Here is a 26,665-nt window from a genome sequence, read left to right as displayed (position 1 = left end):
ACGCTGGCAAATGTCCGCTACGCTGGTGCCACACACAACAAGAAAACGGAGTTGCGATGAGCGAAACCACCCCAGCGCCCGACTTTTCCCTCCCTGCCACCGGCGACGGCAACGTCAGCCTTTCGGCACTGCGCGGCAGCAAAGTCGTGCTGTATTTCTACCCCAAGGACAACACCCCCGGCTGCACCAACGAAACCAAGGATTTCCGCGACTTGCACGAGAGCTTCGCCGCCAGCGGCTGCAAGATCTTCGGCATCTCGCGCGACAGCCTCAAGTCACACGAGAACTTCAAGGCCAAGCTTGAACTGCCCTTCGAACTGATCTCCGACCCGGAAGAAATCGCCTGCGAAGCCTTCGGTGTCATGAAAATGAAAAACATGTACGGCAAACAGGTACGTGGCGTCGAACGCAGCACGTTTCTGATCGACGCACAGGGCAACATCGCGCAGGCGTGGCGCGGTGTGAAGGTGCCCGGTCACGCGGCGGAAGTCATGTCCGCCGTCAAGTCGCTGTAATCCGACTCACCCACTGGGCACAGCCCGAGAGACCACGAACATGACACGACGCGCCACTCGCAAGTCCGCCAGCAAGACCAAGCTGTTCGTCCTCGACACCAACGTGCTGATGCACGACCCCACCAGCCTCTTCCGCTTTGAAGAGCACGACATCTACGTGCCCATGATGACGCTGGAAGAGCTGGATTCGAACAAGAAAGGCATGTCCGAAGTGGCGCGCAACGCGCGTCAGGCCAGCCGCACCATGGACGAAATCGTGTCTTCGTCCGAGGCCGGCATCCGCGAAGGCATCGATCTGGACGAGCCCTCGCATGGCCTGGCCAGCGGCAAGCTGTTCCTGCAGGCCGATGCCATCCACTTCGAGTTGCCCGAAGCCCTGCCCACCTTCAAGGGTGACAACCAGATTCTCGGCGTGGTGATGCATCTGGCCGAGCGCTTCAAGGGCCGGCCGGTGATCCTGGTGTCGAAGGACATCAACATGCGCATCAAGGCCCGCGCGCTGGGTCTCGATGCGCAGGATTACTTCAACGACAAGGTGCTGGAAGACAGCGACCTGCTGTACACCGGGGCACGCGAGTTCCCGGCCGACTTCTGGGACACGCACGGCAAGGGCATGGAGTCTTGGAAGGAAGAGAGCCACACACGCTACCGCCTGACCGGCCCGCTCGCCGGCGACCTGCTGACGAACGAGTTTCTCTACCAGGACGGTGACAACCCGCTGCAGACCTGGGTGCGCGAACGGCGTGGCAATACCGTCACGCTGGAGACACTCACCGACTACAGCCACAGCAAGAACAGCGTGTGGGGCATCACCGCACGCAACCGAGAGCAGAACTTCGCACTCAACCTGCTGATGGACCCGGAGATCGATTTCGTCACCCTGCTCGGTCAGGCCGGTACCGGCAAGACCTTGCTGACGCTCGCCGCGGCACTCACCCAGGTGCTTGAAACAAAACGCTTCTCCGAAATCATCATGACGCGCGTAACGGTGCCGGTGGGCGAAGACATCGGCTTCCTGCCGGGCACCGAGGAAGAAAAGATGGCTCCGTGGATGGGCGCACTCGAAGACAACCTCGACGTGCTCAACGGCACCACCGGCGAGGGGGGCGAATGGGGCCGCGCCGCCACGCGCGACCTGATCCGTAGCCGCATCAAGATCAAGAGCCTGAACTTCATGCGCGGGCGCACCTTCATCAACAAGTTCCTGATCATTGATGAAGCGCAGAACCTCACGCCCAAGCAGATGAAGACCCTCATCACGCGCGCCGGCCCCGGCACCAAGGTGGTGTGTCTGGGCAACATCGCGCAGATCGACACGCCCTACCTCACGGAGGGCAGCTCGGGCCTGACCTTCGTGGTGGATCGCTTCAAGGGCTGGCCGCATTCTGGCCACATCACCCTGCAACGCGGCGAGCGCTCAAGGCTGGCCGACCACGCGGCCGAGGTCTTGTAGCCGCACACTGCACCGGAGGAAGCGATGGAAACGTCCGCAACGCAGCTGCTGAGCCACGCCAACATCGACTTCCTCCGACGCTTTGCGCCGTTCGACGGCATGCAACCGGACGCCCTTCAGTTCATCGGCGAACGACTGCGACTCATCCATTACCCTGCCGGCGCTGACATCCTTACCCCCGGTATGGGCCTGCCGCGCGAGTTCCTCATCATCGAACGCGGCAGCGTGCGCGCCGAGCAGCACGGCACGCTGGCGGACACCGAATACGCCACGCTCACGCTTGGCGCAGGCGAATGCTTCCCCATCGGCGCCCTGTCCGGTCGCCGCGCCACCACCAACACCTACAGCGCGCTCGAAGACAGCTATCTGTATTCGCTGGCGGCGGATGATTTCCGTGAACTGATGCGGCGCAGCCCGGAATTCCACCTGTTCTGCACACAGTTTCTCGCCAGCCTGGTCGGGCAGTCGCGCCAGAAGTTGCAGGCCACCTTCACCCAGCGTGCCGCCGAGCAGCACACCATGACCACGGCGGTGGCGCGTCTGCTCGCGCACGAACTGGTCAGCGTGCCGCCCGATGCGCCGCTGCGCACGGTGCTCGAACGCATGTCGGAAAAGCACATCGGCTGCATGGTGGTGGCTGACGCCGCACAGCGGCCGTTGGGCATCCTGACGCAAAGCGACATCATTCCGCGCATCGTGCTGGCCGGGGCCGACCTGGCCGCGCCCGTCTCGGCATGCATGACGGCCTCGCCACGCTGCGTGCGCGGCGCAGCCACTGCCTACGATGCCGCGTTGGAAATGGCCACATACGGCATCCAGCATCTGGTGGTGACCGACGACACCGGGCGGGCAATCGGAGTGGTGTCGGAACGCGATCTGTTTTCACTGCAGCGCATCAGCCTGCGCCAGATTCGCGCCAGCATCGACGGTGCCGCCAACATCGGCACGCTGCAACGTGCCGCACGCGACATCCGGCAACTGGCCCTCAACCTTATCGCGCAAGGCGTCGCAGCCGAGCAACTGACGCAGTTCGTCTCGGCGCTCAACGACGCCCTCACCTGCCGCATCATTGCGCTCGATCACGCCCGCCACGATCTGCACGGCATCGACTACGCGTGGTTCGCCTTCGGCTCCGAAGGACGGCACGAGCAGACGCTGTCGAGCGATCAGGACAACGGGCTGCTGTTCATCGCAGCGTCCGCTCAGGTCGAAGCGACGCGCGCCCGCCTGCTGGCCTTCGCCGCAGACGTCAATCAGCACCTTGCCGACTGCGGCTTCCCGCTGTGCAGGGGCAACATCATGGCCAGCAACCCGGAGCTGTGTCTGACGCTGGACGAGTGGAAGCAACGCTTCGAGCGGTGGGTACGCGGCCCCGAACCGCAGGCACTGCTCAATGCATCCATCTACTTCGATTTCCGCGTGCTGGCCGGCGACCCGCGCCATGGCGAAACGCTGCGCGAGAGCCTGCACCAGCATGTCCGCAAGCACGGCAACTTCCTGCGCTTGATGGCCGAGAACGCCCTCAAGGTGACACCACCGCTCGGGCGCTTCCGTGACTTCACCGCGGATGCCGACGGCCTGATCGACCTCAAGAAATCCGGGGCCCGTCTGTTCGTAGACGCAGCCCGCATCTTCGCCCTGCGCTACGGCGTGGGCGCCAGCAGCACCGCCCAGCGCCTACGCCAATCGGCGGCGCGCATGGGCGTGCGGCAAGACGAAGTCTCGGCCATGCTCGACGGCTTCCACTTCATCCAGTTGTTGCGCCTGCGCGCCCAGCATCTCGAAACCGAGCATGACGCTCCCGGCGACAATTGCGTGCGCCCGGACGACCTGAACGAGCTCGACCGCCGCATTCTGAAAGAGGCCTTCCGCCAGGCGCGCAAGCTGCAGCTGCAACTCAAGCTGGATTACCAGCTGTGAGCTGGCTCCGCCGCCTCATCGGCGCACGCGGCGAAGCCACCGCTGCCCCGCTCGACCGCACTCATGCCGAAACCCGCTATGTGGTGCTCAACACGCGCGCCAGCGGCGTCAGCCCGGAGGATGATCTGCTGGCCGTCGCCGCCATCGCAGTGGAAAACGGCTCGATCGACCCGCGCGCTTCGTTCTTCTCGCCGCTCACCGACAACCCGGCAGGAGTACTCGGCGCACTTGAGCAATTCATCGGCCTCGATCCGGTGGTGGTGTTCAACGCCGAACTCAACCGCGGTTTGGTCGAACGCGCCATGCGCCAGCACCTCGGCCATGTGCCGCAATGGCTGTGGCTCGACCTCTACTGGCTGCTGCCCGCGCTGTTCGGCGAAGTGCACGCCAAGCCCGCACGCTTGTCGCAGTGGATGGATCGCCTGGGGCTCGACACGTTCCAACGCCATCACGCCCTCGGCGACGCATGGGTGATCGCACGCCTGCTGCTCACGCTGCAATCGCGCGCCACCGCCAACGGGCGCCGCTCGACCCACGCGTTGGCCGACCTGGAAGCCAGCCTCCGCGCCGTCACGACACGCTGAGATCACAGCGTGGGCGGCCAGCAAGTGCCCGCCCACGCTGTGATCTCAAGCTCCGTCCCGGTCCCAGAAGCGCAAAGAACCACATGCATCGACGAACTGCCTGGCAGAGGCACCGTCGTCCAGCGCAAAGAAGCCTTCGTCGAGTTCTCGCGCGAGCCCGGCCTTGTCGAACAGCTCCCGTGCGGGACCCGACCACGCCACGAACTTGTAATGCGCAAAGGCGTCGGCTACGAAGTCGCGCGCAGGCGGCTTGGCCAGCAGCCCGCTCACGCCGGCCTTCGACGGCAGAACCGCCACCGCATCGAACAACACCGACGGCGCGCCATCAAGCTGCTCATCCGCAGCGATGAAGCTGCCGTCCGAAGCGGTGATGCCACCCACCTGCGGTGCAACGGTCTCCATCACACCGCCCGCTTCGGCCACCGCCGCGCGCAGGTCGGCCACCAGAGCCGCATCGGCACCGTCGGTCAGGAGCACACCCAACTTTCGCCCGGCAAAGCTTTGCGGGCCATTACGCAGAATGCTCAGTGCGGGCGACTCGGGCAGATCGGTGCGCGGCTTGATGGCCGACTCAGCCGGGGTGGGCAAGTTTTCGATGCGCAGCCCTTCCGCCACCTTCTTCGCCAGCGCCTCATCGATGTCGAGCAGATGCGAAACCATGCGCTCGCGGATGACGGGAGTCTTCACTTTGCTCAGTTCGAAGGTGAGCGCAGCGACGATGTGCGACTGCTCGACCTTGGTCTGGCTGATGTAGAACTGGCGCGCCTGACTGTAGTGGTCGGCAAAGGTGTCCGGGCGCTCCCGCACCTTGGGGCCGCTGACCTCCTGCGGATGCGAGCGAAAGCCCTTGGGCGTCTCACGCGGCCCGCCTTGCTCTCCGCCCCATGAATTCGGCTCGTAATTGGCGCGCCCCACCGGGTTGTGGAAGGCCATGTGGCCGTCCTGCATGAAGTTGTGGAACGGGCACTTCGGCGCGTTGATCGGCAAGTGCGTGAAATTCGGCCCACCCAAGCGCTTGAGCTGGGTGTCGAGGTACGAGAAGTTGCGCCCCTGCAGCAGCGGATCGTCACTGAAGTCGATGCCCGGCACGATATTCTGCGTGCAGAAGGCGACCTGCTCAGTCTCGGCGAAAAAGTTGTCGACCGCGCGGTCGAGCACCATGCGCCCGACGCGACGCACCGGCAGAACCTCCTCGGGAATCAGCTTGGTCGGGTCAAGCACATCGAAGTCGAAGCTTTCCGCGAATGCCTCATCGAACACCTGGAGGCCCAGCTCCCACTCCGGGAAGGCGCCTGCCTGAATGGCATTCCACAAGTCGCGCCGGTGAAAATCAGGGTCGGCGCCGTTGATCTTAACGGCCTCGTTCCACACCACCGACTGCACTCCCAGCTTGGGCTTCCAGTGGAATTTCACGAAGTGCGATTTGCCTTCGGCATTCACCAGCCGGAAGGTATGCACGCCGAAACCTTCCATGAAACGGTATGAGCGCGGAATCGTTCGGTCGGACATGATCCACATCACCATGTGCATCGACTCCGGCGTCAGCGAAATGAAATCCCAGAAGTTGTCGTGCGCCGTTTGCGCCTGCGGGAAGCCGCGGTCGGGCTCCTGCTTCGCGGCGTGGATGATGTCGGGGAACTTGATGGCGTCCTGGATGAAGAACACCGGGATGTTGTTGCCGACCAGATCCCAGTTGCCTTCCTTGGTGTAGAGCTTGACGGCAAAGCCGCGCACGTCGCGCGCGAGATCGGACGAGCCCTTGTTACCCGCTACCGTCGAAAAGCGAACAAAAACGGGGGTCTTCTCTCCCGCCCGCTGAAACAGGTCGGCGCGGGTCAGGTCGGCGAGCGACTCATAGTTCTCGAAATAGCCATGCACGCCATAGCCGCGTGCGTGCACCACGCGCTCGGGAATGCGTTCGTGGTCAAAATGAAAAAGCTTCTCGCGGAAGTGAAAATCTTCCATCAGCGCGGGGCCGCGTGCCCCGGCGCGCAGAGTGTTTTGATTGTCCGCCACCGGCACGCCATGTGCCGTGGTGAGCGCCGGCACATCCTCGCCTGCCTGCTGGTGCGTTTCCCCGCCGGGCGCGCGGCCCGGCTCTTGATCGTGCAACTTCGCCCGTGCGGATGCGTCCTCATGCTTCTTTGCCTGCTTCATGGCCAATCTCCTCGTCGCGGTTACTCCAAAGGGCACGAAGCCCTGAAACTCGGAGGAAAGACGAGGCAATCACCATGCCCGTGACGCAAGACAAAGGATGCAGAAAGGCCTTTTGCAGGCCCTGATCCGACTCAGTGACGCTTGCACTCGGCCTTGCAGCCGTCACATCGCGCGGCCGGGATACTGCGCCCCAAGGCCTGCTCCAGCGCACACACCGAGCGGCGGCAACACACCACCGTCACGCCCTCGCGGCTGGCCATTTCGCGGAAACGCTTCATGACGTTGTGGCCGAGGAAGTCGGTAAACAGGATGACGATTTCGATGCCGGTGGGCAAAGGCGAGCTGCGGCGCTGATGACTGCTGTCACGTCCGCTGACGTGTTGTGCAATGCGGATACCGAAGCGGTCGAGTACGGTAGGAATGTTGCCGAGACGATCGGCGCCGACGAGCAGTGCGTTCATCTATTTTGCCTCGATGAGAATGATTCGCAGTCACAGTAGAGTAAATACGAACAGTTTGCAATTGGGAATTCATATCGTTACCATTCGCACACCTGTTACCACTACCAACAAGGTCACCGACGATGAACAAACGTGCAATTCTGGTTTCGCTGCTCGCCGCCCTCGGCGCCTCCTCCGCGATGGCTGCCGACAAGGAGCTGAACATCTACTCGGCGCGTCACTACCAGACCGATGAAGCCCTGTACGCCGAATTCACTCGCCAGACCGGCATCAAGGTCAACCGTATCGAGGCCAAAGAAGACGAGCTGATGGAACGCATGCGCAATGAGGGCGCCAACAGCCCGGCCGACATCTTCATCACCGTTGATGCGTCACGCCTCGGCGCCGCCGACGCTCAAGGGGTGTTCGCTCCGTACAAGTCCGAAAAGATCAACGAGCGCGTTCCGGCACACATGCGTACGGACACGTGGATTGCCTTTTCCACCCGCGCACGCGTCATCATTTACAACCCGGACCTGGTGAAAGCCGAAGACGTACAGACCTACGAGGGCCTGGCCGATCCGAAGCTCAAGGGCAAGGTGTGCACGCGCTCGGGCAGCCACCCCTACAACCTGTCGCTGGGCGCCGCGCTGATCAAGCACATCGGAGCCGAAAAGACCGAAGAGTGGGCCAAAGGCATCGTCGCCAACTTCGCCCGCCCGCCGCGCGGTGGTGACACCGACCAGATCCGTGGCGTAGCCGCCGGCGAATGCGGTGTTGCAATCGCCAACAGCTACTACTTCGCGCGTTTGATGAACTCCACCAAGCCCGAAGACCAGAAGGCCGTCGAATCGGTGAAGTTCGTGTGGCCGAACCAGAAAACCTGGGGCACCCACGTGAACGTCTCGGGCGCCGGCATCGTGAAAACCGCCCCGAACAAGGAAGCCGCCACGAAGTTCCTCGAGTACCTGGCCTCTGACGAAGCCCAGACCTACTTTGCCGACGGCAACAACGAATGGCCGACCGTGCCGACTGCCAAGGTGGACAACCCGGCCCTCGAAAAGCTGGGCAAATTCAAGGCCGACAACATGCCGATCGGCGAACTGGCCAAGAACGTTCCGGAAGCACAGAAGATCTACGACCGCGCCGGCTATCGCTGATCCGAGATCAGCAGCCAGCAAAAAGCCAGCCCTCGGGCTGGCTTTTTTGTTGTGGATCGCTGCGCACGCTTTACGCGACAGGCCTGCGCAGACTCACTCCTTGAGGGATTCGTCCTGCGCCGCCCGCTCGGCGGCCGCTGCAGCCGAAGCGGCGAGCATGGCGCCACGCGTGTCGGGTGACTCAAGGCTGATGCGACCCAACGTACCGCTGCGAAAATCGTTGAGCAGGATCTGTGCGGCCTTCTCCACATCCATGCCGCCGCCTTTCACCAGACAGCCACGCCGACGCCCCACTTCCTCCACCACTGCCCAGGCATCGGCCTTGGCCACGTCGATCTTGTAACGCTCGGCGAGACTCTGTGGGTAGCGTGCCAGCAACACGCCAGCCAGAAACTCGGCAACCTCTTCGTCAATGACCGCATTGCGGCCAATGGCATGGCAGGCGGCGAGCATGAAACCGTCGGAATCGTGATCGATCTTCGGCCACATCATGCCGGGCGTGTCGGTCAGCGTCATGTGATCACCGAAATCCAGCGTCTGCTGTGACTTGGTGACCGCCGGCTCGTCTCCGACCTTGGCCACCTTGCGCTTGAGCAGAGCGTTCATCAACGTCGATTTGCCGACGTTCGGGATCCCCATGATCATGATGCGCAGCAGCTTGGTACCGTCGCTGCGATGCGGCGCGAGCTTCTGGCACATGGCCGGCACGCGCGCCACGTCACCGGGGTTCTTGCACGACAGCGCCACCGCCGTGACGCCTTCCTGCGCGTTGAAGTACGCCAGCCACGCCTTGGTGGCTACCGGGTCGGCGAGGTCGGCCTTGTTGAGGATCTTCAGGCACGGGCGCTGACGAAAGCGGCGCAGCTCGCCGATCATCGGGTTGCAGCTCGCCTCCGGAATGCGCGCATCGACGACCTCGATGACCACGTCGGTGCGTGCCATCGTCTCGGAGGCCTTCTTGCGCGCCGAGGTCATGTGACCGGGAAACCACTGGATCGGCATCAGAAGCTGCTCTTGCGGAAAAGCCGCGATTATCCCCGATCACGACGCGCAGGGCGAATCGGCTGCATCACACGTAAAATGTCGCGATGAACTCGCCCACCCCACATCACGATGCGATCATCACCGCAATGCGCCACTGGCTCGAAAAGGCCGTCATCGGCCTCAACCTGTGCCCCTTCGCCAAATCGGTGTACGTCGCCAACCGCGTGCGCATCAAAGTCAGCGATGCACGCCACCTCGACGCCTTCCTGGAACAGCTCGACGACGAGATCGATTTCCTCGCCGCCGCCGACCCGGCAGAGGTGGATACCACGCTGCTGATCCACCCCACGCTGTTCGAAGACTTCGAAGTGTTCAACGAAGTGGTGGGCATCGCCGAAGAGGCCGTCGAAGAGCACGAGCTTGAGGGCGTGCTGCAGGTTGCGAGCTTTCACCCGCAGTTCCAGTTCGCCGACACCGAGCCGGACGATCTCGGCAACTACACCAACCGCGCCCCCTACCCCACGCTGCACCTGCTGCGTGAAGCGAGCATCGAAGGCGCGCTGGAGCACTACCCGCACGACCCCGATTCGATCTTCGAGCGCAACATCGAAACCATGGAAAAGCTCGGCCAGAGCGGCTGGGACGCACTGGGCATCGCTCCCGCGAAGGACACGCCGTGAGCAAGCCGAAACGCCCGGCCGGCCCTGTGGCCACGCCTACGCTACCGCCCGATGTCCGCCCAGGCCAATCGATCGAACTGCTGCAGCAGTTGCACATCCTGACGCGCGACAGCAAGCTCAACCAGGATTCACGCCGCAAGCTCAAGCAGGTGTATCACCTGTACCAGTTCATCGAGCCGTTGATGAATGAGGTGTTCGAAGCGCGCGGCGACCTGTCGCTGGTCGACCACGGTGCAGGCAAGTCGTATCTGGGTTTCATCCTCTATGACCTGTTCCTCAAGTCACGCGAGGCGGGCCACGTCTACGGCATCGAAAGCCGCCCCGAGCTGGTGGCCAGCTCGCGCGCGCTGGCCGAGCGTCTGGGCTTTTCGCGCATGTCCTTCCTCGACCTGACCGTCGAGCAGTCGATCACCTCGCCCGAACTTCCCGCGCAGGCCGACATCGTCACCGCCCTGCATGCCTGCAACACCGCCACCGACGACGCCATCCGCTTCGCCCTCGCCCGCAAGGCGCGCTTCATCGTGCTGGTGCCGTGCTGCCAAGCTGAGGTCGCATCGGTGATGCGCCAGCACAAGAACGAAAGCTTCGGACGCACGCCCCTGTCTGAAATCTGGCGCCACCCGATACACACCCGCGAGTTCGGCAGCCAGATCACCAACGTGCTGCGCTGCCTGCTGCTCGAAGCGCACGGCTACTCACTCTCGGTGACCGAGCTGATCGGCTGGGAACATTCCATGAAGAACGAGCTGATCGTGGCGCGCGCCACCGGAAAACCACGTGGCAACGCGCGCGAACGCGCCGAGGCCATCCTTGACGAACTCAACCTCGCCGATCTGCGCGAGCGTTTCGTGTATTGAGCCGCCGATGAATAACCTGCCCTACTCCCCGGCCTGCGAACGCAACCAAGAACCGATTCTTGCTGTGCTGAAGCAGCACTTCCTTGACCGCAAACGCGTCCTCGAAGTGGGCAGCGGCACCGGCCAGCATGCCGTGCATTTCGCCTCCGCCATGCCGCATCTCGTGTGGCAAACCTCGGATCGCGAAGAAAACCTGCCGGGCATCCGGGCATGGCTTGCCAGCGCGCGTCTGCCCAACACGCCGGACACGCTGACGCTCGACGTCACCGGCCGCTGGCCGGTGCAGACGTTTGACGCCGTGTTCTCGGCGAACACGCTGCACATCATGAGTTGGGCGGAGGTCGAGCGCTTCTTCGCGCAGTTGCCCACGGTACTGACCGAGGACGCAGTGCTGGCCATCTATGGCCCGTTCCGTTACGAGGGGCGCCACACCAGCGACAGCAATGCGGCCTTTGAGGCCTCGCTGCAGGCGGCTGTGCCGCATCGCGGCATTCGTGATTTCGAGGCGGTGGATGTGCTGGCCAACCAGGCCGGTCTGCAATTCGTCGCAGACCACGCCATGCCGGCGAACAACCGCTGCCTGGTGTGGCGTCGGATTACCCCTCCGGCGTGACGGAGGCAGCCCCGACCCGTGTCACCAGCAATTGGTCGATGCGGTAGTTGTCGATATCGACGACCTCGAAGCGGTAGCCGGCAAACTCCACCTTGTCGGTGCGCTTCGGTACCTTGCGTAGCCGGTACATCATGAAACCGGCAATGGTTTCGTAGTTTTCGGCGTCTTCGAATGCGCCGATGCCCAGTGCGGTCATGACGTCCTCGAGCGGCGTGACGCCGTCGATCAGCCACGAAACCTCGTCGCGTTTGACGATCAGCTCTTCGCCGGCCGTGCCGCCCAGATCGCCCATCACCGTGTTCATGACATCCTGCAGGGTGAGCAGGCCGACGATGAGCGCGTATTCGTTGACGATCAGCGCGAAGTCCTCGCGCGCGGTGCGGAAACGCTCCAGCGCCTCAAAGAGCGTGAGCGTGTCGGGCAACACCAGAACTTCGTGCATCTGCGGGTCGGCGATGAGCGACAGCTTCTTGCCGGCCAGCACGCGGGCGAAGAGGTCTTTGGCCTCGACGTAGCCCACCACACTGTCGATGGAATCCTCACACACCGGGAACTTGCCGTGCGGCGATTGCACGAGCTTTTCGCGGATGTGCTCTTCGCTCTCGTCCAGCGTCAGGAACACCACGCTGTCGCGGGCGGTCATGGCCGAAGTGACGGTACGCTCGTCGAGTTCGAACACGTTGGCGATGATCTGGTGCTCCTGCCGCAGCAGGGCGCCGGCCTGCGCGCCGGCATCAGCCATGGCCAGAATCTCTTCCGAGGTGATGTCCTCGGGCCGCACGCCGGTCAGACCGAACAAGCGGAACAGCCGATTGGCCAGCCCGTCGAACACCCACACCAACGGCATGAACAGGCGCACCATGAAGCGCATCGGCCCGACGATGATGACGGCCACGCGCTCGGGTGCGGTCATCGCAAGACGCTTGGGCACCAGATCGGCGAACAGCACGAAGGCCGAGGTGATGGTGGCAAAGGCCAGCACCGAGCTGATGGATGCGAGCATGTCGCCGGTGTAGAACCAGCCGATCAGATCGGCGAAAGCCGGCGACAGGGCCGACTCGCCGACGATACCGCCGAGAATGGCCACGGCGTTGAGGCCGATCTGCACCACGGTGAAGAAGTGGCCGGGGTTCTCCTGCAGCCGCAGCACCTCTTCGGCGGCGGCACTGCCCTGCTGGGCGAGCATGCGCAGGCGGATCTTGCGCGATGCGGCCAACGCAATCTCCGAAATGGACAACCAGGCGCTCACCACGATGAGCACCCCGATCAACAGCAACTGGCTCGCGATCTCCACGACGCGGACTCCACGACACCGACATCGAGCGCCGGCAACCCCTTCATTCTATCCGTGAGGCGCTGCAGCGGAGTGCCTTCCTTGGCGCGATGCGCGCAAGCGCAAGCCTCAGCCCTGCCCGCCCATCAGCGTTTGTGGCACGACGTGCACGGTGCGCTCGCCATCGGTCACCCACAATTCGCCGTCCTGGATGGTGCATTGCAGACGCATGCTGCGCTCACACAGTTCGGCCAGCGCCGGCGCCACTTCAGGGTCAAGGTTCAGCACCGTGAGCTTGTCCTGCCGGCCGAGCTTGTTGGCAACGCCGCTCCACCAGATGTCGGCGGCGCGGCCGTAGCTCAGCACCACCACGTCATCAGCACGGCCGCAAGCCTTGCGTACCCACTTTTCGTCCGGCTGGCCGAGGTCGATCCAGCGCAACACGTCGCCGGTCAGATCACGCACCCATAGATCGGGCTCGTCATCCACACACAGCCCGTTGCCGAACTCCAGGCGCTCTTCGGCGAACAGGGCGAAGGCCACCAGCCGCACCATCAGGCGCTCTTCGGTTTCCGACGGGTGACGCGCCAGTGTCAGTGCGTGCGTGGCGTAGTAGCCGCGATCCATGTCGGAGATGGTCAGCTCGGCTTTGTGGATGGTGGCTTTCAGTGCCATGGGACTCTCTTCAATGCAGGTTGCCGCGGCCGGACTGCATCCAGGTGCGGACTGCGTCGGCCGAATGTGCAAATGCCAGATCGCGCTGCTCGCGCGGTAGCTCGCGCGCCAGCGCAGCAAACAAGGCTTCGTTGGTTTCGCGCGCCAGCCCGTCGGTGGCAAGACTGTTGGCCAGACACTGGATCTGGATGTGCGACAGCGCATCGGCCACCAGGCGCCAACCCAGCTCCGGCATCGATTGCACCAGACCCACCATCAAACCTCCCAGCGTCTGGGCGATGCGCTCGGCCTCGTCGCTTTCTTCGCACGCGATCATTGCGTGCCACAAGGCCAGATGCACACTGCGGCGCAAATCGATCTTGAAATCCACCGCATTGCCTTCGCTGGCATCGATGGCTTCGAACTGACGCAGGAAATGCGCATCGGCCGCAGCGTCCAGTCCCGTGCGCAAACTGCCCAGCAGCGCTGACAGGGCCGGGATGGCCTGCAGGCCGAAGGCGCGGCTGTACGCCACGCCCCACTGGTCCAAGCCGGAAACGATCATGGCCAGCCGCAGTGCGCGCGCCTCGTCGCCCTCACCGGCATGCACCCAGTTAGACAAGGCCGTGTGCAAGGCACTGACGCCCTCGGTAGCGGCAAGCTCGTCACCCTCGGCGCTGAGCCGGAACACCTGCGTGAAGGCATCCTGCGCCATGCGCGCCGCACGCTGCTGCACATCGCGCGGCGCAAGCGCGGCCAAGGCATCCGGCGGCACGGCAGGATGAGGCGTGGAAGCGGTTGCGGTCATCGATCCAATCCGTGAAAAGGCGCGATTGTGCTTCAGCACACCGGCAGCAGCAAATCCGCTAACCCGCCTTGGCGCGTGTGCTGCACCTTTTCAGCCGCCTGCCGCGGCCTCTCCGACACGCATCAGAATTCCCACGCAATGCCTGCATTGGCAAAACTGCGGTTGTTGCCACGTCCCACGGCGGCCGAAACCTTGAGCCCGTCGGCTATGCGGTAACGAACCCCCACCGCCCTGTCCGGACCCGAGTGACTGACACCGAAAGTCTCGACAATCAGGTCGAAGCGCTGCGTCAGCGGCACATCGCCGCCCACGCCCCAAGTATTGGCGTGGTCACTGTAGCCGCGCTCGCGCACGAACTCACGACCCAGGTTGATGTGGAGTTTGGCACCGCCCTCGAAGGCCCACGTCAGCAGACCGGTGAGCGCATGCGTGCGGGTCGATATGCCCTCAAGCCGGTCACGGCCGTACTCGTATTTCAGGCCGGCCGACCAGCCCGTATCGTTCTGCCACGGCACCCATTTGAGCGCCAATCCATGGGTATGCACGGTCTCGTCCGGAGAGGGCGAAGAATCACGCATGCGTGCCAAGCCGATCTCGACCTCAAGGTTCTCCACGGGCGAAAAGCCGGCGGCGCCGTCCAGCCCCTTGGCGCGATCGTCGCGAAACCAGCCGAACTCCAGCTTTGCGCCGCCCTTGTCGAGCGTGCTCGCGTCATCCACATTCATCGGTCGTTCTGCATGGGCAGAGAGCGAAACGATTGCTGAAAGCAGCACCAGCGTCTTGCCAAATACGTTCATGCTCAATGCCTCTCTGAGGTGAAGGCCGCACGGATGTGCGGCGCCGATTATCGCGCTGCCAACGTAACTCGCGTCGCGCGGTGGCGAATTCACAACAGCCTGTCTTGCGCGCCCAACGAAGTCCATCGGCCATGCATGGTTTTTGTACGGCCGCCGACCTGACACAATGAACGCCCGAAGTCTTCGAGCATCCACGTGGCCGATCACGCAGCGCCCTTCTCAGAACTCACGCCCGACCACATGTTGAGCGCGCTCGAGAGCGTCGGCCTCGCTCCAGACGGCCGGCTGCTGGCGCTCAACAGTTACGAGAACCGCGTGTATCAGATCGGGCTCGACGACGGCCCGATGCGCGTCGTGAAGTTTTATCGGCCGGGCCGCTGGAGCGATCAGGCCATCCTGGAAGAACATGCTTTCACCACGGAGCTGGCGGAACGCGAAATCCCCGTCATTCCGCCGCTGAACATCGGCGGACGCACCCTGCATCACTTTGCCGAGCTGCGCTTTGCCTTGTTCGAGCGTGTCGGGGGCCGTGCCCCGGAGCTGGGTGATGCCGACACACGCGAATGGATGGGCCGTTTTCTCGGCCGCATCCATGCCGTGGGCGCCATCACCGATTTCGCACACCGCCCGAGCATCGACATCTTCAACTTCGGCGTCGAGCCGCGGGACTGGCTGCTCGCGCACGACTTCATTCCGGCCGATTTGCGGGAGGCATGGAGCTCCACCAGCGCAATGGCGCTGGACGGCGTGCGCCGCTGCTTCGACCGTGCCGGCGACTACGCCACGTTGCGCCTGCACGGCGATTGCCACGTGGGCAACGTGCTGTGGAACGAATACGCCGAGCCACCCGGCCCGCAATTCGTCGATTTCGACGACAGCCGCATGGGCCCGGCCGTGCAGGATCTGTGGATGCTGCTGTCCGGCTCGCGTGAAGAAATGAGCCTGCAACTGGCCGACGTGCTTGCCGGCTACGAGGATTTTCACGACTTCTCGCCGCGCGAACTGCATTTGGTGGAAGCCCTGCGCACGCTGCGCCTGCTGCACTACTCCGCGTGGATCGCCCGACGCTGGAACGATCCGGCCTTTCCGGCGGCGTTCTCCTGGTTCGGCGGTCAGCACTACTGGCAAGACCGTATTCTTGAGTTGCGCGAACAGATCGCACTGATGGACGAGCCGCCGCTGTGGGCGCTGCCATAATGCAGACCTGAACTAACCGACGAGCGCCGCATGAGCCACGATTGCGATCACGATCACCCGCCCCACAGCCATACCGAGCCCGGCATCGCCCGCCACGGCCGCTTCGACCCGGAAGCGTTCGAAAAAGCCGTGGTTGCCCTGCTCGAAGCGTGCGGCATTGCTGCCGACGGCGCGCACACCGGCCGCACTGCGCAACGCGTGCGCGAGCTGTGGCAGAAGCGCCTGCTCGGCGGCTACGAGCTCGACCCCGCTGAAGCGCTGGGCGATGGCTTCGACGACATGCGGCGCGACATGGTAGTGATTCGCGGCATCTCGGTGCACGGCGTATGTCCGCACCACCTTGTGCCCTTCCGCGGCGTCGCGCACGTAGCCTACCTGCCTGGCGGACGCCTGCACGGCTTCGGGCGCATCGCCCGCATGGTCGATGCCCTCGCCCACCGCTTCACCTACCAGGAATGGCTTACGCGCGACATCGCCGATGCGCTGATGCGCCACGGCCATACGCGCGGCGCAGCCTGCATCATCGAAGCGGAGCAATTGTGTCTGCTGATGGGAGAAGACCGCCGTGGTGATGAACGCGTCATCACTCAGGCGTTCAGCGGCGAGTTCGAGACTTCGGATCAATTCCGCAACGAATTTCTGCACGCCTTGCGCGCGCAGTCCTGATCTCGGCCAAAAACCGCTTCAGTTGATCACTACATGCAGGGTACGCGGGCGGGCACCCACGTCCAGCAGCACCACCTCACGCCCAAGCAACACCACGCTGCCGCGCTGACGGTCGTCCCCCGAACCCGAATATTCGAAGTCATAGACACGGCGCAGGCTCATGCGCCCCGCATCGTTACGTGCAGGGCGCAAAGAGCGAAACGCCACGGTGTCATCGAGCAACTGAACGCCTTCGCGCTCGCACGCACGGCGCGCGGCTTCGATGCCGATCTCGCGCACCTTGATGCCGTCGAGCCAGAACCAGCCCAGCGCACAAAGTGCAATGAATGCAACGGTTTCAAACAGCATCGAGAGGTTCCGCCAAGCTGGTGACTGCCCGTGTAGGAGACAGGCTTAGAGGAGCATACCGCGGATCATGAAGAAGAACATCGCCGCCATCAGCGCCGAAGCCGGCACGGTAATCACCCAGGCAGAAGCGATGCGCAGGATCTGCGAACGCTTGACCAGTTCCTGGCGATACACCTTGCGCAAACCCTTGCGCTCGGTCTTCGAGAAGTTGGCCGGGTCGACGCGCTTCTTCTGCGCTTTCTTGAGCTCACGCAGCAGGCGACCTTTCTCTTCAACGGATGCATCATCAAAGCGGCGCAGGAACGTCTCGATGGCCTCCTGATCGCCTTCCGGGTGATGCTGCTTGATGTCGTCGACCATGCGCGCGTAGTTGCTCTTCAAATACTCACGCAGGAAGCCCACGCCAAAAACCCCACCTACCGCAATATGCGTGGTAGACACCGGAATACCCATTGCGCTGGCGATGATTACGGTAATGGTTGCCGCCATGGCAATGCAGTAAGCCCGCATCTGATCGAGCTCGGTGATCTCCGAGCCCACCGTGCGGATGACTTTCGGCCCGAATAACCACAGCCCTACCGCCAAGCCGATACCCCCTACCACCATTACCCACATCGGAATCGGCGCAGTGGTCGAAATTTCGCTACTGCCCGATGACACGACCTCGACGATCGCTGCCAGCGGCCCCACCGCGTTGGCCACGTCATTCGAACCATGCGCGAACGACAGCAGCGCTGCCGCACAGATAAGGGGTGCCGTGAACAGTTTGTTGACGCCGTCCTTGGAATTCTCGATTTCGTCGCTGCGCGCGTGCACGCGCGCCCGGACCAGAAAATAGACGACCACGGCCACCACGGCACCGATCAATAGCGAAGTTCCGAAACTGACCTTGATCAGTTTGGAGAAACCCTTCTCCATCAGGTACGAGCCAAAGGCGAACGCCATGATGGCGATCAGATACGGCACCATGGTGCGCGCTGCTGAAACGAGATCGGACTTGTAGGTGATGCTGCGTTTGATCAGATAAAGGAAACCGGCAGCAACCAGCCCGCCCATCAGCGGGGACACCACCCAACTCGCGACGATCTGCGCCACCGTACCCCAGTTGGCGATGCCCAAGCCGCTGGATGCCACGCCTGCACCGAGGACGGCGCCGACGATCGAGTGGGTGGTAGACACCGGCGCGCCCAGCATCGTCGCTATGTTGAGCCAGACAGCAGCAGCCAGCAGTGCAGCCATCATGACCCACAGGAAGGTGTCGGCATCGGCGATCTGACTGGGGTCGATGATGCCGTTGCGGATGGTGCCGACGACCTCACCACCGGCGATGATCGCGCCCGCCGCCTCGAACACTGCGGCGATCACCAGCGCGCCGCCCAATGTCAGCGCGCGCGATCCGACTGCCGGACCGACGTTGTTGGCCACGTCGTTGGCGCCGATGTTCATCGCCATGTAGCCACCGATCATGGCAGCGACCACCACGAACATGCTTCCGTGCGCCTCTCCACGAATCAGCACGAACACCATCACCCCGATGATGAACAGCAAGGCAATACCCAGCCGGAAAAGCTCCACGCGGCCCTTCTTGGTTGCCTTCTCCAACTCGTCGATGTGCTTGAGTTCCACGCGCGCCCTGCCGGTTTACGAAAGCGCGTATTGTTGCAGAAATGTGCATGTAACGAAAACGACAAAGGCCGCATTCACGGCCTCCGAAAAATACCTGATCGCCGCGTTCGCTGCGCTCAAAGCTTGTCGTACTTGGTGGCGCTCCCGCGCGCTCGGGCCGCCGGATAACGTCCGGCATTGATGTCGATCTTGCGCATGGCTGCCTGTTCCAGATCGATTTCCAGCACATCGGCCATGCGCACCAGATACAACAGCACGTCGGCCATCTCCAGCGCCACTTCGTCACGCACGCCTGGCTGCAGTGCCGCCGACTGCTCGGCACTCAGCCACTGAAAATGCTCTACCAGCTCACCGACTTCTCCGGTAAGCGCCATCGCCAGATTCTTGGGGGTGTGAAACTGGTTCCAGTCACGCTCGGCTGCAAAGGTGCGCAGGGCGTCACGCATGCGGATCAAGCTGTCATCGCTCACGGGATGTGGTGCTCCACATCGAAGCCCGCGCCTTCATCTTCGGCCAGCGCCTTGACCAGCCACGGCAGGTTGGTCTCGAGCAACTGAGGCAGCACCCAGGGCGGATTGATGATGAACAAGCCGCTGCCGAACATGCCCGGCGCGCCGGCGCGGCCGGGAGAACGCACGGCCATGCGCACATCCAGCCAGCTTTCGGCGCCCAGGTCATGCAAGGCTTCGGGCAAGGCACGCGCCTCCGGGCGAGCCAACAGCGGATACCAGAGTATGTAGATGCCCTCGGCAAAGCGGCGCATGGCGTCGCCAAGCACCTGCACCACCTGTTTGTAGTCCTGCTTGACCTCGTAGGACGGGTCGATCAGCACCACCGCACGGCGCGTCGGAGGCGGCAGCAAACCGCGCAGGCAGGCCAGACCGTCGGCCTTGCGCACGACCACCCGGTCGGCGTCACGCGCAAACGTCTGACCAAGCAGTTCGGAATCCGCCGGATGCAACTCGAACAGGCGCATGCGATCCTGCTCGCGTAATTGGGTCATCGCCAAAGCAGGCGAACCGGGATAGAAATTCAGCCCGCCGTGCGGGTTGAACTGCCGCACCGCATCAAGGTAATGCGCAAACGCCTCCGGCACGTCCGGGTCGTCCCACAACTGGCCGATGCCCATGCGATGCTCACCGGTCTTCTCGGCCTGCTCGCTCGTCAACGCGTAGCAGCCGGCGCCCGCATGGGTGTCGATGTACCACCACGGCTTGTCCTTGCGCGAGCAGTAGCGCAGCACTTCGAGCAGAACGAAGTGTTTGAGCACGTCGGCGTGATTGCCGGCGTGAAAGGCGTGACGGTAGCTGAGCATCGTGAAACGGGGCCGAAGAAAGGCATCAATGCTAACACCGGCGAAGAGGCGCCGCGCCACAAGGGAAAGCGCAGTTGATATCATTGCGCCCTGCACAATAAAACGCCCCGCGCGACACGTTACGCGCGGGCACCACAGGGAGTACTGCAATGCCCGTCTATGCGCTCGGCGACAAGACGCCCCAGTTCGGCGAAGGATGCTGGATGGCCGACAACGCCACGGTCATCGGCCAGGTCCGCGCCGGCCGCAACGTGAGCTTCTGGTACAACGTGGTCGTGCGCAGCGACAACGACCTGATCACCATCGGCGACGACACCAACATCCAGGACGGCAGCATCCTGCACTGCGACTTCGGCGTGCCGCTGACCATCGGACGACGCGTCTCGCTCGGCCACAAGGTCATGCTGCACGGCTGTACCGTCGGGGATTCCACGCTGATCGGCATCAACGCGGTGATCCTCAACAATGCGGTGATCGGCAAGGGCTGCATCATCGGTGCCAATGCGTTGATTCCCGAAGGCAAGGTCATCCCCGACCGCTCACTGGTGGTCGGCTCGCCGGGCCGCATCATCCGCGAAGTCACCGACGAAGAGCTCGAGCGCATCGAGCACAACGCCGAGCACTACGTCGACAACGTGCGCCTGTACACTTCCGAACTGCGTCACATCGGCCCTCTGCCGCGCAAGTCGTGAGCATTGCGTCGGCTTTGTAACCCGACTTACATCGCATTACAGCGCAGGAATCCCGTTGTTCTGGACGCGCGTTACACTTCGAAAATCCAGACCTTATGCGGAATTTCCAATGAAACAGAACATCGCCACCTCCCTGATCGCTGCGGCGTTCATCGCCTTCTCGCTGCCGGCCCTGGCCGATGCACCAAAACCCACCACCATCGACCTTGCCGCCGAGGCGGGTACCAAAGCCGAGAACGATCTAGGCCGCGCCCAACTGTATTTCGAGGCAACGGACAAAAACCCCTCAGCGCTGTCTTCCAAGGTCAACCGCGCCATTGCCGAGGCTCTGGAAACTGCCAAGCCGTATACCTCGGTCATGACCTCGACCACTGGCAGCACCACCTACCCGATGCACGACCGTGATGGCAACAGCATCGAAGGCTGGCGCATGCGCTCCACGATCCAACTGGAAGGCCGCGATATTCCCGCTCTCTCGGCACTCATCGCCGAGCTGCAGAAAAAGCTCGTGATCTCGAGCCTGAACATGCAGCCCGCACCGGAAACCCGTGCAAAGGCCGCCGACGTCGCGGCGGTCGATGCCATCCGCGCTTTCGAGGAACGCGCCGAGGTGCTCTCCAATACGCTGGGCAAGCGCTATCGCATCCAGCATCTGTCGGTGCAGCACGGCGGCTCCATGCCCGTGTATCCGATGATGCGCGGCAGCGCCATGATGGCAAAAGACGAGTCCGCCCCGCTGCAAGGCGGCCAGAGCGAAATCACCGTAACGGTCAGCGGCACCATTGAACTGATCGATTGAAGCAGGCTTCTTGGAATGAACATGACCGCATCACGCATTCGCCTCGTCGCCGCTTGTGCAGCCCTCACCGGCGGCGCGCTGCTTGCGAGCACGGCCTGGACCAGCAGCGAAACGCCGGACACGCGCGACTTCATCTGTGACAACGGTGACCGTTTCGCCGTTGAATTCATGCCCGATCATGTACGTCTGCGGCACGGCAGCGGCGTGTTTGCGCTGGCGGCAGTCAAACCGGAACACACTTGGAGCGATGGCAGAATGGTGTTGCAGGCGGGAGCCTCCAACGCAGTCATCAGCTTCCCGGGCTACGAGCAAGCGCAAAGCTGCGTCATCGCTCCGGCGTGATCGCCCTCATCCAGCGCGTTTCACACGCTGAAGTGACCGTTTCCGGTGAGTCCATAGGGCGCATCGGAAACGGTCTTCTTGCATTGATCGGCGTTACGCGCGCCGACGCCTCAAGCAATGCAGATCGCCTGCTTGAGCGGCTTCTCACATATCGCGTCTTTCCCGACGAAGACGACCGCATGAATCGCTCGCTGCGCGACAGTGGCGGCAGCTTGCTGCTGGTTCCGCAGTTCACGCTTGCAGCAGACACGCAGCGCGGAACACGGCCAAGCTTCTCCAGCGCAGCCGAACCGACTCACGCAAAAGAGCTTTTTGAGTATCTGGTGACGAAGGCACGCAGCACGAGCACACCTGTTGCGACCGGACGTTTCGGTGCGAACATGGCGGTAGCACTGGTGAATCAAGGCCCCGTGACGTTTCGCCTCGAAGCCTGAGGCGGTCGACAGCCGTCTCAAGGCTTTGCCGGAACCTGCACGAAAATCTCGCCTTTACGCGTCAGTCCGAGATCGAACCGGGCGCGCTCTTCGATGGCTTCGTTGCCAGACTTCAGATCTTCCACCTCAGCCGCCAGCGCAGCGTTGCGCTGCTCCAGCTTGCGGTTGACCTCACGCTGCTCGGCCAGCCTGGCATCCACTTCCCACGCGCGAAACCACCCACCCTTGCCGACCCACAGCGGGTATTGCAGCACCACCGCCAGGGCAGCCAGAACGATGATCGGCCAGCGCATTTTCAGGGAAGCGACCTGTGCAAAGGCCGGCGTCACATGACGCCGGCCGTTTCTTCAACAACCGTTCGGATTCACTCAGCGCAGGCGCAGGTTGTAGAACGCCGAACGACCCGGGTAATCGACCGAATCGCCCAGATCTTCTTCGATGCGCAGCAGCTGGTTGTACTTCGAGATGCGGTCGGAACGCGACAGCGAGCCGGTCTTGATCTGCATGGCCGACAGACCCACCGCAATGTCGGCGATGGTGGAATCTTCGGTTTCACCCGAACGGTGCGAAATCACCGCGGTATAGCCTGCGCGCTTGGCCATTTCGACGGCCGCGAAGGTTTCGGTGAGGGTGCCGATCTGGTTGATCTTGATGAGGATCGAGTTGGCCACGCCCTGCTCGATGCCCTGCGACAGGATGGCCGTGTTGGTGACGAACAGATCGTCACCCACGAGCTGGACCTTCTTGCCCAGACGCTCGGTCAGCAGCTTCCAGCCCGCCCAGTCGTTTTCGGCCATGCCGTCTTCGATCGACACGATCGGGAAGCGCTCGCACAGGTCAGCCAGATAGTCGGTGAAGCCGGCAGCATCCAGCGTCTTGCCTTCACCGGCCAGCACGTACTTGCCGTCCTTGTAGAACTCGGAGGCGGCGCAGTCCAGTGCCAGCAACACGTCTTTGCCAGGCTCGTAGCCGGCCGCCACGATGGCTTCCTGGATCAGGTTCAGCGCCTCTTCGGTGCCCGAAACGTTGGGAGCGAAGCCACCTTCGTCACCCACGGTGGTCGGGTAGCCTTTCTTGTCGGTGATCTTCTTGAGGTGATGGAAGATCTCGGCGCCGCAACGCAGTGCCTCGCGGAAGCTGCCCATGCTCACCGGCATGATCATGCATTCCTGGATGTCGAGGCTGTTGTTGGCGTGCTCACCGCCGTTGATGACGTTCATCATCGGCACCGGCATGGACATCGGGCCCGAACCGCCGAAGTAGCGGAACAGCGGCAGGCCGGCTTCTTCGGCGGCGGCCTTGGCAACAGCCATCGACACCGCCAGCATGGCGTTGGCGCCGAGGCGGGACTTGTTCTCGGTGCCGTCGAGCTCGATCAGCGTACGGTCGATGAAGGTCTGCTCTTCGGCATCGAGGCCGATCAGCGCTTCGGAGATTTCGGTGTTCACGTTCTCGACGGCGCGCAGCACGCCCTTGCCGAGGTAACGCGCGGCATCGCCGTCGCGCAGTTCGATGGCTTCACGCGAGCCGGTGGAGGCTCCCGAGGGCACGGCCGCGCGGCCCATCACGCCGGATTCGAGCAGTACGTCGGCTTCAACCGTGGGGTTGCCGCGCGAATCAAGAATCTCGCGGGCGATGACGTCGATAATTGCACTCATTCAGATTTTCCTCAGACAGTTTTGATTCATTCTTGGCGGGCGCGCGGGGCGATCATCGCAGCCAGGCGTGACGCCCACATGTCACTCAGGCGCCTACGGCGCCGATGAAGCCGTGTTTCTTGACCAGCGCATCGATTTCGACGAGTTGGGAAAGCAGCGCTTTCATCTGCCCCAACGGCCAGGCATTCGGGCCATCGGACAGGGCTTTTTCGGGATTCGGGTGCGATTCCATGAACAGACCGGCCACCCCGACAGCCACCGCCGCACGCGCCAACACCGGCACGAACTCGCGCTGACCACCGGACGATGTGCCCTGCCCGCCCGGCAGCTGCACCGAATGCGTGGCGTCGAACACCACCGGACAGCCGGTTTCACGCATGATCGCCAAGCCGCGCATGTCGGTGACGAGGTTGTTGTAGCCGAACGAGACGCCGCGCTCGCACACCATGATGCCGTCTGCGCCGCCATTGGCTTCGCGGGCCTTGTCGACGACATTCTTCATGTCACCCGGCGCGAGGAACTGGCCCTTCTTGATGTTCACCGGCTTGCCGCAGGTGGCCACGGCGCGGATGAAATCGGTCTGGCGGCACAGGAAGGCCGGCGTCTGCAGCACGTCGACTGCGGCGGCGACTGCCGGCACTTCTTCAATGCTGTGCACATCGGTCAGCACCGGCACGCCCAGCGTCTCGCGCACTTCCACGAGGATATCGAGGCCCTTCTGCATGCCCAGACCGCGGAACGAACTGCCCGAGCTGCGGTTGGCCTTGTCGTAGGACGACTTGTAGATGAAGGGAATGCCCAGCTCGCTGGTGATTTCCTTCAGCGCGGCCGCCGTTTCCAGAGCCATTTCGCGCGACTCGATGACGCACGGGCCCGAAATCAGGAACAGCGGCTGGTCGAGACCGACCTCGAATCCACACAGTTTCATTACTTCCCTGCCTTGCCTTCTTTCGCGGCGATGGCCGCTTTCAGATAGGCGGTGAACAACGGATGTCCGGCTCGCGGGTTGGACGTGAATTCAGGATGGAACTGGCACCCCACGAACCACGGGTGATCCGGCAATTCGATCATTTCGCACAGATCGGTGCCGCCGGCACGGCCACCCAGACGCAAGCCCTTGGACTCGAGATCGGGCAGCAGGCGGTTGTTTACTTCGTAACGGTGGCGATGACGCTCGATTATTTCCGCCGCACCATAGATTTCGCGTGCCAGAGACCCCTCCGTGAGGTGGCACAGTTGCCCCCCCAGGCGCATGGTGCCGCCCAGATCGGATTGCTCGGTGCGCTTCTCGACTTTGCCGGTGCGATCCTGCCACTCGGTGATCAGGCCAATGACCGGATACGGCGAGGCCGGATCGAACTCGGTGGAGTGCGCGCCGGTGAGGCCCGCGACGTTGCGCGCAAACTCGACCACCGCCAGCTGCATGCCGAGGCAGATGCCCAGATACGGGACCTTGTTCTCACGAGCATGGCGAATCGCGGCGATCTTGCCTTCGGTACCGCGCTTGCCGAAGCCGCCCGGAACCAGAATGGCATCCATGCCGTCGAGCACGCCGCAGCCGTCGCGCTCGATGTCTTCGGAATCGATGTAGTGGATCTTCACCCTCGACTCGGTGTGCATGCCGGCGTGGTTGAGCGCTTCGATCAGCGACTTGTAGGACTCGGTGAGATCGACGTATTTACCCACGAAGGCAACGTCCACGCTGCGCTTGGGGTTCTCCAGCGCATGCACCAGACGCTCCCACACCGACAGATCGGCGGCGCGCGCCAGGATGTCGAGTTTGTGACAGACGATCTGGTCAAGCATCTGACCGTGCAGCATGCTCGGAATCTTGTAGATGGAATCGGCGTCGAGACACTCGATGACCGCTTCCGGCATGACGTTGCAGAACAGCGCGATCTTGCGGCGCTCATCCACCGGAATCGGGCGGTCCGCGCGGCACAGCAGGATGTCCGGCTGGATGCCGATCTCGCGCAGCTCTTTCACCGAATGCTGGGTGGGCTTGGTTTTCAACTCGCCCGCGGTCGGGATGTACGGCAGCAGCGTGAGGTGGATGAAGCAGGTGCGGTTGCGCCCTTCTTCAATGCCCATCTGGCGGATGGCTTCGAGGAACGGCAGCGATTCGATGTCACCTACGGTGCCGCCGATCTCGACGATCGCGACGTCGGCACCTTCGGCGCCGCGCTTGAGGTACTGCTTGATCTCGTCGGTAATGTGCGGAATGACCTGCACGGTCTTGCCGAGGTACTCACCGCGCCGTTCCTTCTTGATGACCGATTCGTAGATCTGGCCGGTCGTGAAGTTGTTGCGCTTGCTCATCTTGGCGCTGGTGAAGCGCTCATAGTGGCCCAGATCGAGGTCGGTTTCGGCACCGTCTTCGGTCACGAAGACCTCGCCGTGCTGGAACGGGCTCATGGTGCCCGGGTCGACGTTGATGTAGGGGTCGAGCTTGAGATGGGTGACGCGGATGCCGCGCGATTCGAGGATCGCGCCGAGCGAAGCGGCGGCTATGCCCTTGCCCAGCGAGGACACGACACCACCGGTAACGAATACGTATTTGGTCATGGGACGAGAGGTGCGGGAAAGCAGAATCATAACCGATGTACCCCTGCCTGAGAAAGATTGCACGCCTTGCGCGCACCCCGCTCTTTCCAATGCCGCCTCGACTGTTAGTCTGAAAGAACTACAGAAGG

29 protein-coding genes are annotated in these 26,665 nt (G+C 63.0%); 14 read left to right on the top strand and 15 right to left on the bottom strand.

The window, feature by feature from the left end; translation table 11 throughout:
• Positions 1-56: 56 nt before the first annotated feature.
• Genes AC6H0W_RS10045 through AC6H0W_RS10030 form a run of 4 tightly spaced genes read left to right on the top strand, consistent with a single transcriptional unit; the run spans position 57 to position 4,472 of the window.
• Positions 57-515 (top strand): peroxiredoxin, encoded by a 459-nt coding sequence (locus tag AC6H0W_RS10045; RefSeq protein ID WP_497577017.1) that lies wholly within the window; start codon positions 57-59, stop codon positions 513-515.
• Positions 516-555: 40 nt separating this feature from the next.
• The gene (locus tag AC6H0W_RS10040; protein ID WP_497577016.1) at positions 556-1,968 is read left to right on the top strand and encodes a PhoH family protein; all 1,413 of its coding nucleotides are present in this window, start codon (positions 556-558) and stop codon (positions 1,966-1,968) included.
• Between the two features lie 24 nt (positions 1,969-1,992).
• On the top strand, positions 1,993-3,888 hold the full coding sequence (locus tag AC6H0W_RS10035) for a DUF294 nucleotidyltransferase-like domain-containing protein (protein ID WP_497577015.1): 1,896 nt from the start codon (positions 1,993-1,995) through the stop codon (positions 3,886-3,888).
• Complete coding sequence (locus tag AC6H0W_RS10030; RefSeq protein ID WP_497577014.1) at positions 3,885-4,472, top strand: 3'-5' exonuclease; 588 nt, start codon at positions 3,885-3,887, stop codon at positions 4,470-4,472. The genes AC6H0W_RS10035 and AC6H0W_RS10030 overlap by 4 nt, the downstream gene beginning before the upstream one ends.
• A gap of 45 nt (positions 4,473-4,517) precedes the next feature.
• Here the strand turns inward: AC6H0W_RS10030 and katE are convergent, their stop codons facing one another.
• Complete coding sequence (gene katE, locus AC6H0W_RS10025; protein WP_497577013.1) at positions 4,518-6,629, bottom strand: catalase; 2,112 nt, start codon at positions 6,627-6,629, stop codon at positions 4,518-4,520.
• Between the two features lie 131 nt (positions 6,630-6,760).
• Positions 6,761-7,090, bottom strand: coding sequence for a DUF2325 domain-containing protein (locus tag AC6H0W_RS10020; RefSeq protein WP_497577012.1), 330 nt, complete (start codon positions 7,088-7,090; stop codon positions 6,761-6,763).
• A 122-nt stretch (positions 7,091-7,212) separates the two neighbouring features.
• On the opposite strand from AC6H0W_RS10020, the gene AC6H0W_RS10015 reads away from it, so the two are divergent.
• Complete coding sequence (locus AC6H0W_RS10015) at positions 7,213-8,229, top strand: Fe(3+) ABC transporter substrate-binding protein (protein ID WP_497577011.1); 1,017 nt, start codon at positions 7,213-7,215, stop codon at positions 8,227-8,229.
• A 93-nt stretch (positions 8,230-8,322) separates the two neighbouring features.
• On the opposite strand, the gene ylqF is transcribed toward AC6H0W_RS10015, so the two are convergent.
• On the bottom strand, positions 8,323-9,231 hold the full coding sequence (ylqF, locus tag AC6H0W_RS10010; protein ID WP_497577010.1) for a ribosome biogenesis GTPase YlqF: 909 nt from the start codon (positions 9,229-9,231) through the stop codon (positions 8,323-8,325).
• 86 nt (positions 9,232-9,317) lie between these two features.
• On the opposite strand from ylqF, the gene AC6H0W_RS10005 reads away from it, so the two are divergent.
• Genes AC6H0W_RS10005 through AC6H0W_RS09995 form a run of 3 tightly spaced genes read left to right on the top strand, consistent with a single transcriptional unit; the run spans position 9,318 to position 11,363 of the window.
• Positions 9,318-9,893, top strand: a complete 576-nt coding sequence (locus AC6H0W_RS10005; RefSeq protein WP_497577009.1) for a DUF1415 domain-containing protein — start codon at positions 9,318-9,320, stop codon at positions 9,891-9,893.
• Positions 9,890-10,750: a class I SAM-dependent methyltransferase gene (locus AC6H0W_RS10000; protein WP_497577008.1), complete on the top strand. Its 861-nt coding sequence runs from the start codon at positions 9,890-9,892 to the stop codon at positions 10,748-10,750. Before AC6H0W_RS10005 ends, AC6H0W_RS10000 begins: the two co-directional genes overlap by 4 nt.
• Positions 10,751-10,757: 7 nt before the next feature.
• Positions 10,758-11,363, top strand: coding sequence for a DUF938 domain-containing protein (locus AC6H0W_RS09995; RefSeq protein ID WP_497577007.1), 606 nt, complete (start codon positions 10,758-10,760; stop codon positions 11,361-11,363).
• Here AC6H0W_RS09995 and paeA read toward each other — a convergent pair.
• From paeA to AC6H0W_RS09975, 4 genes are all read right to left on the bottom strand, one after another.
• Positions 11,347-12,657, bottom strand: coding sequence for a polyamine export protein PaeA (gene paeA / locus AC6H0W_RS09990; protein WP_497577006.1), 1,311 nt, complete (start codon positions 12,655-12,657; stop codon positions 11,347-11,349). The two genes, AC6H0W_RS09995 and paeA, sit on opposite strands and share 17 nt — an antisense overlap.
• A 108-nt stretch (positions 12,658-12,765) precedes the next feature.
• Positions 12,766-13,311: a YaeQ family protein gene (locus tag AC6H0W_RS09985; RefSeq protein WP_497577005.1), complete on the bottom strand. Its 546-nt coding sequence runs from the start codon at positions 13,309-13,311 to the stop codon at positions 12,766-12,768.
• 10 nt (positions 13,312-13,321) lie between these two features.
• Complete coding sequence (locus AC6H0W_RS09980) at positions 13,322-14,098, bottom strand: hypothetical protein (RefSeq protein ID WP_497577004.1); 777 nt, start codon at positions 14,096-14,098, stop codon at positions 13,322-13,324.
• Positions 14,099-14,220: 122 nt separating this feature from the next.
• A complete protein-coding gene (locus tag AC6H0W_RS09975) occupies positions 14,221-14,895 on the bottom strand; it encodes a PA4824 family protein (RefSeq protein WP_497577003.1) in 675 nt (224 codons plus the stop codon).
• A gap of 195 nt (positions 14,896-15,090) precedes the next feature.
• On the opposite strand from AC6H0W_RS09975, the gene AC6H0W_RS09970 reads away from it, so the two are divergent.
• The gene (locus tag AC6H0W_RS09970) at positions 15,091-16,092 is read left to right on the top strand and encodes a serine/threonine protein kinase (protein ID WP_497577002.1); all 1,002 of its coding nucleotides are present in this window, start codon (positions 15,091-15,093) and stop codon (positions 16,090-16,092) included.
• Between the two features lie 30 nt (positions 16,093-16,122).
• Complete coding sequence (folE, locus tag AC6H0W_RS09965; RefSeq protein WP_497577001.1) at positions 16,123-16,758, top strand: GTP cyclohydrolase I FolE; 636 nt, start codon at positions 16,123-16,125, stop codon at positions 16,756-16,758.
• Between the two features lie 18 nt (positions 16,759-16,776).
• On the opposite strand, the gene AC6H0W_RS09960 is transcribed toward folE, so the two are convergent.
• From AC6H0W_RS09960 to AC6H0W_RS09945, 4 genes are all read right to left on the bottom strand, one after another.
• Positions 16,777-17,106, bottom strand: a complete 330-nt coding sequence (locus AC6H0W_RS09960) for a DUF3301 domain-containing protein (RefSeq protein WP_497577000.1) — start codon at positions 17,104-17,106, stop codon at positions 16,777-16,779.
• Positions 17,107-17,151: 45 nt separating this feature from the next.
• Positions 17,152-18,732 carry an inorganic phosphate transporter gene (locus AC6H0W_RS09955; protein ID WP_497576999.1) on the bottom strand — a complete coding sequence of 527 codons (1,581 nt, stop codon included), beginning with the start codon at positions 18,730-18,732 and terminating at the stop codon, positions 17,152-17,154.
• A 116-nt stretch (positions 18,733-18,848) separates the two neighbouring features.
• A complete protein-coding gene (locus AC6H0W_RS09950; RefSeq protein WP_497577345.1) occupies positions 18,849-19,178 on the bottom strand; it encodes a nucleotide pyrophosphohydrolase in 330 nt (109 codons plus the stop codon).
• 20 nt (positions 19,179-19,198) lie between these two features.
• Entirely contained in the window at positions 19,199-20,047 is an 849-nt protein-coding gene (locus AC6H0W_RS09945) for a 23S rRNA (adenine(2030)-N(6))-methyltransferase RlmJ (RefSeq protein ID WP_497576998.1), read from the bottom strand.
• A gap of 149 nt (positions 20,048-20,196) precedes the next feature.
• Between AC6H0W_RS09945 and AC6H0W_RS09940 the strand changes: the two genes are divergently transcribed.
• The 4 genes from AC6H0W_RS09940 to dtd are packed head-to-tail and all read left to right on the top strand — an operon-like array spanning position 20,197 to position 22,314.
• A complete protein-coding gene (locus tag AC6H0W_RS09940; RefSeq protein WP_497576997.1) occupies positions 20,197-20,739 on the top strand; it encodes a gamma carbonic anhydrase family protein in 543 nt (180 codons plus the stop codon).
• Positions 20,740-20,794: 55 nt separating this feature from the next.
• Positions 20,795-21,538, top strand: coding sequence for an SIMPL domain-containing protein (locus AC6H0W_RS09935; protein WP_497576996.1), 744 nt, complete (start codon positions 20,795-20,797; stop codon positions 21,536-21,538).
• 21 nt (positions 21,539-21,559) lie between these two features.
• Positions 21,560-21,880, top strand: a complete 321-nt coding sequence (locus AC6H0W_RS09930; protein ID WP_497576995.1) for an MliC family protein — start codon at positions 21,560-21,562, stop codon at positions 21,878-21,880.
• Entirely contained in the window at positions 21,877-22,314 is a 438-nt protein-coding gene (gene dtd / locus AC6H0W_RS09925) for a D-aminoacyl-tRNA deacylase (RefSeq protein WP_497576994.1), read from the top strand. The genes AC6H0W_RS09930 and dtd overlap by 4 nt, the downstream gene beginning before the upstream one ends.
• A 17-nt stretch (positions 22,315-22,331) precedes the next feature.
• Here the strand turns inward: dtd and ftsB are convergent, their stop codons facing one another.
• The 4 genes from ftsB to pyrG all read right to left on the bottom strand — a co-directional run bounded on the left by ftsB (position 22,332) and on the right by pyrG (position 26,537).
• A complete protein-coding gene (gene ftsB / locus AC6H0W_RS09920; protein ID WP_497576993.1) occupies positions 22,332-22,607 on the bottom strand; it encodes a cell division protein FtsB in 276 nt (91 codons plus the stop codon).
• Between the two features lie 75 nt (positions 22,608-22,682).
• The gene (gene eno, locus AC6H0W_RS09915) at positions 22,683-23,972 is read right to left on the bottom strand and encodes a phosphopyruvate hydratase (protein ID WP_497576992.1); all 1,290 of its coding nucleotides are present in this window, start codon (positions 23,970-23,972) and stop codon (positions 22,683-22,685) included.
• An 85-nt stretch (positions 23,973-24,057) separates the two neighbouring features.
• A complete protein-coding gene (gene kdsA, locus AC6H0W_RS09910; protein ID WP_497576991.1) occupies positions 24,058-24,900 on the bottom strand; it encodes a 3-deoxy-8-phosphooctulonate synthase in 843 nt (280 codons plus the stop codon).
• Complete coding sequence (pyrG, locus tag AC6H0W_RS09905; RefSeq protein ID WP_497576990.1) at positions 24,900-26,537, bottom strand: CTP synthase; 1,638 nt, start codon at positions 26,535-26,537, stop codon at positions 24,900-24,902. The genes kdsA and pyrG overlap by 1 nt, the downstream gene beginning before the upstream one ends.
• Positions 26,538-26,665 lie beyond the last annotated feature (128 nt).

It is taken from the genome of Pseudazoarcus sp. NS20, from assembly GCF_059703745.1.
Note: the sequence above shows the minus strand (reverse complement) of the source record. Positions and strands in the feature narration are given on the sequence as shown.

Coding starts and splice junctions, on each gene's coding strand:
- AC6H0W_RS10045 (WP_497577017.1), top strand. CDS start 57: ATGAGCGAAACCACCCCAGCGCCCGACTTTTCCCTCCCTGCCACCGGC.
- AC6H0W_RS10040 (WP_497577016.1), top strand. CDS start 556: ATGACACGACGCGCCACTCGCAAGTCCGCCAGCAAGACCAAGCTGTTC.
- AC6H0W_RS10035 (WP_497577015.1), top strand. CDS start 1,993: ATGGAAACGTCCGCAACGCAGCTGCTGAGCCACGCCAACATCGACTTC.
- katE (WP_497577013.1), bottom strand. CDS start 6,629: ATGAAGCAGGCAAAGAAGCATGAGGACGCATCCGCACGGGCGAAGTTG.
- AC6H0W_RS10020 (WP_497577012.1), bottom strand. CDS start 7,090: ATGAACGCACTGCTCGTCGGCGCCGATCGTCTCGGCAACATTCCTACC.
- AC6H0W_RS10015 (WP_497577011.1), top strand. CDS start 7,213: ATGAACAAACGTGCAATTCTGGTTTCGCTGCTCGCCGCCCTCGGCGCC.
- ylqF (WP_497577010.1), bottom strand. CDS start 9,231: ATGCCGATCCAGTGGTTTCCCGGTCACATGACCTCGGCGCGCAAGAAG.
- AC6H0W_RS10005 (WP_497577009.1), top strand. CDS start 9,318: ATGAACTCGCCCACCCCACATCACGATGCGATCATCACCGCAATGCGC.
- AC6H0W_RS09995 (WP_497577007.1), top strand. CDS start 10,758: ATGAATAACCTGCCCTACTCCCCGGCCTGCGAACGCAACCAAGAACCG.
- AC6H0W_RS09985 (WP_497577005.1), bottom strand. CDS start 13,311: ATGGCACTGAAAGCCACCATCCACAAAGCCGAGCTGACCATCTCCGAC.
- AC6H0W_RS09980 (WP_497577004.1), bottom strand. CDS start 14,098: ATGACCGCAACCGCTTCCACGCCTCATCCTGCCGTGCCGCCGGATGCC.
- AC6H0W_RS09975 (WP_497577003.1), bottom strand. CDS start 14,895: ATGAACGTATTTGGCAAGACGCTGGTGCTGCTTTCAGCAATCGTTTCG.
- folE (WP_497577001.1), top strand. CDS start 16,123: ATGAGCCACGATTGCGATCACGATCACCCGCCCCACAGCCATACCGAG.
- AC6H0W_RS09960 (WP_497577000.1), bottom strand. CDS start 17,106: ATGCTGTTTGAAACCGTTGCATTCATTGCACTTTGTGCGCTGGGCTGG.
- AC6H0W_RS09950 (WP_497577345.1), bottom strand. CDS start 19,178: ATGCGTGACGCCCTGCGCACCTTTGCAGCCGAGCGTGACTGGAACCAG.
- AC6H0W_RS09945 (WP_497576998.1), bottom strand. CDS start 20,047: ATGCTCAGCTACCGTCACGCCTTTCACGCCGGCAATCACGCCGACGTG.
- AC6H0W_RS09940 (WP_497576997.1), top strand. CDS start 20,197: ATGCCCGTCTATGCGCTCGGCGACAAGACGCCCCAGTTCGGCGAAGGA.
- AC6H0W_RS09930 (WP_497576995.1), top strand. CDS start 21,560: ATGACCGCATCACGCATTCGCCTCGTCGCCGCTTGTGCAGCCCTCACC.
- ftsB (WP_497576993.1), bottom strand. CDS start 22,607: ATGCGCTGGCCGATCATCGTTCTGGCTGCCCTGGCGGTGGTGCTGCAA.
- eno (WP_497576992.1), bottom strand. CDS start 23,972: ATGAGTGCAATTATCGACGTCATCGCCCGCGAGATTCTTGATTCGCGC.
- kdsA (WP_497576991.1), bottom strand. CDS start 24,900: ATGAAACTGTGTGGATTCGAGGTCGGTCTCGACCAGCCGCTGTTCCTG.
- pyrG (WP_497576990.1), bottom strand. CDS start 26,537: ATGACCAAATACGTATTCGTTACCGGTGGTGTCGTGTCCTCGCTGGGC.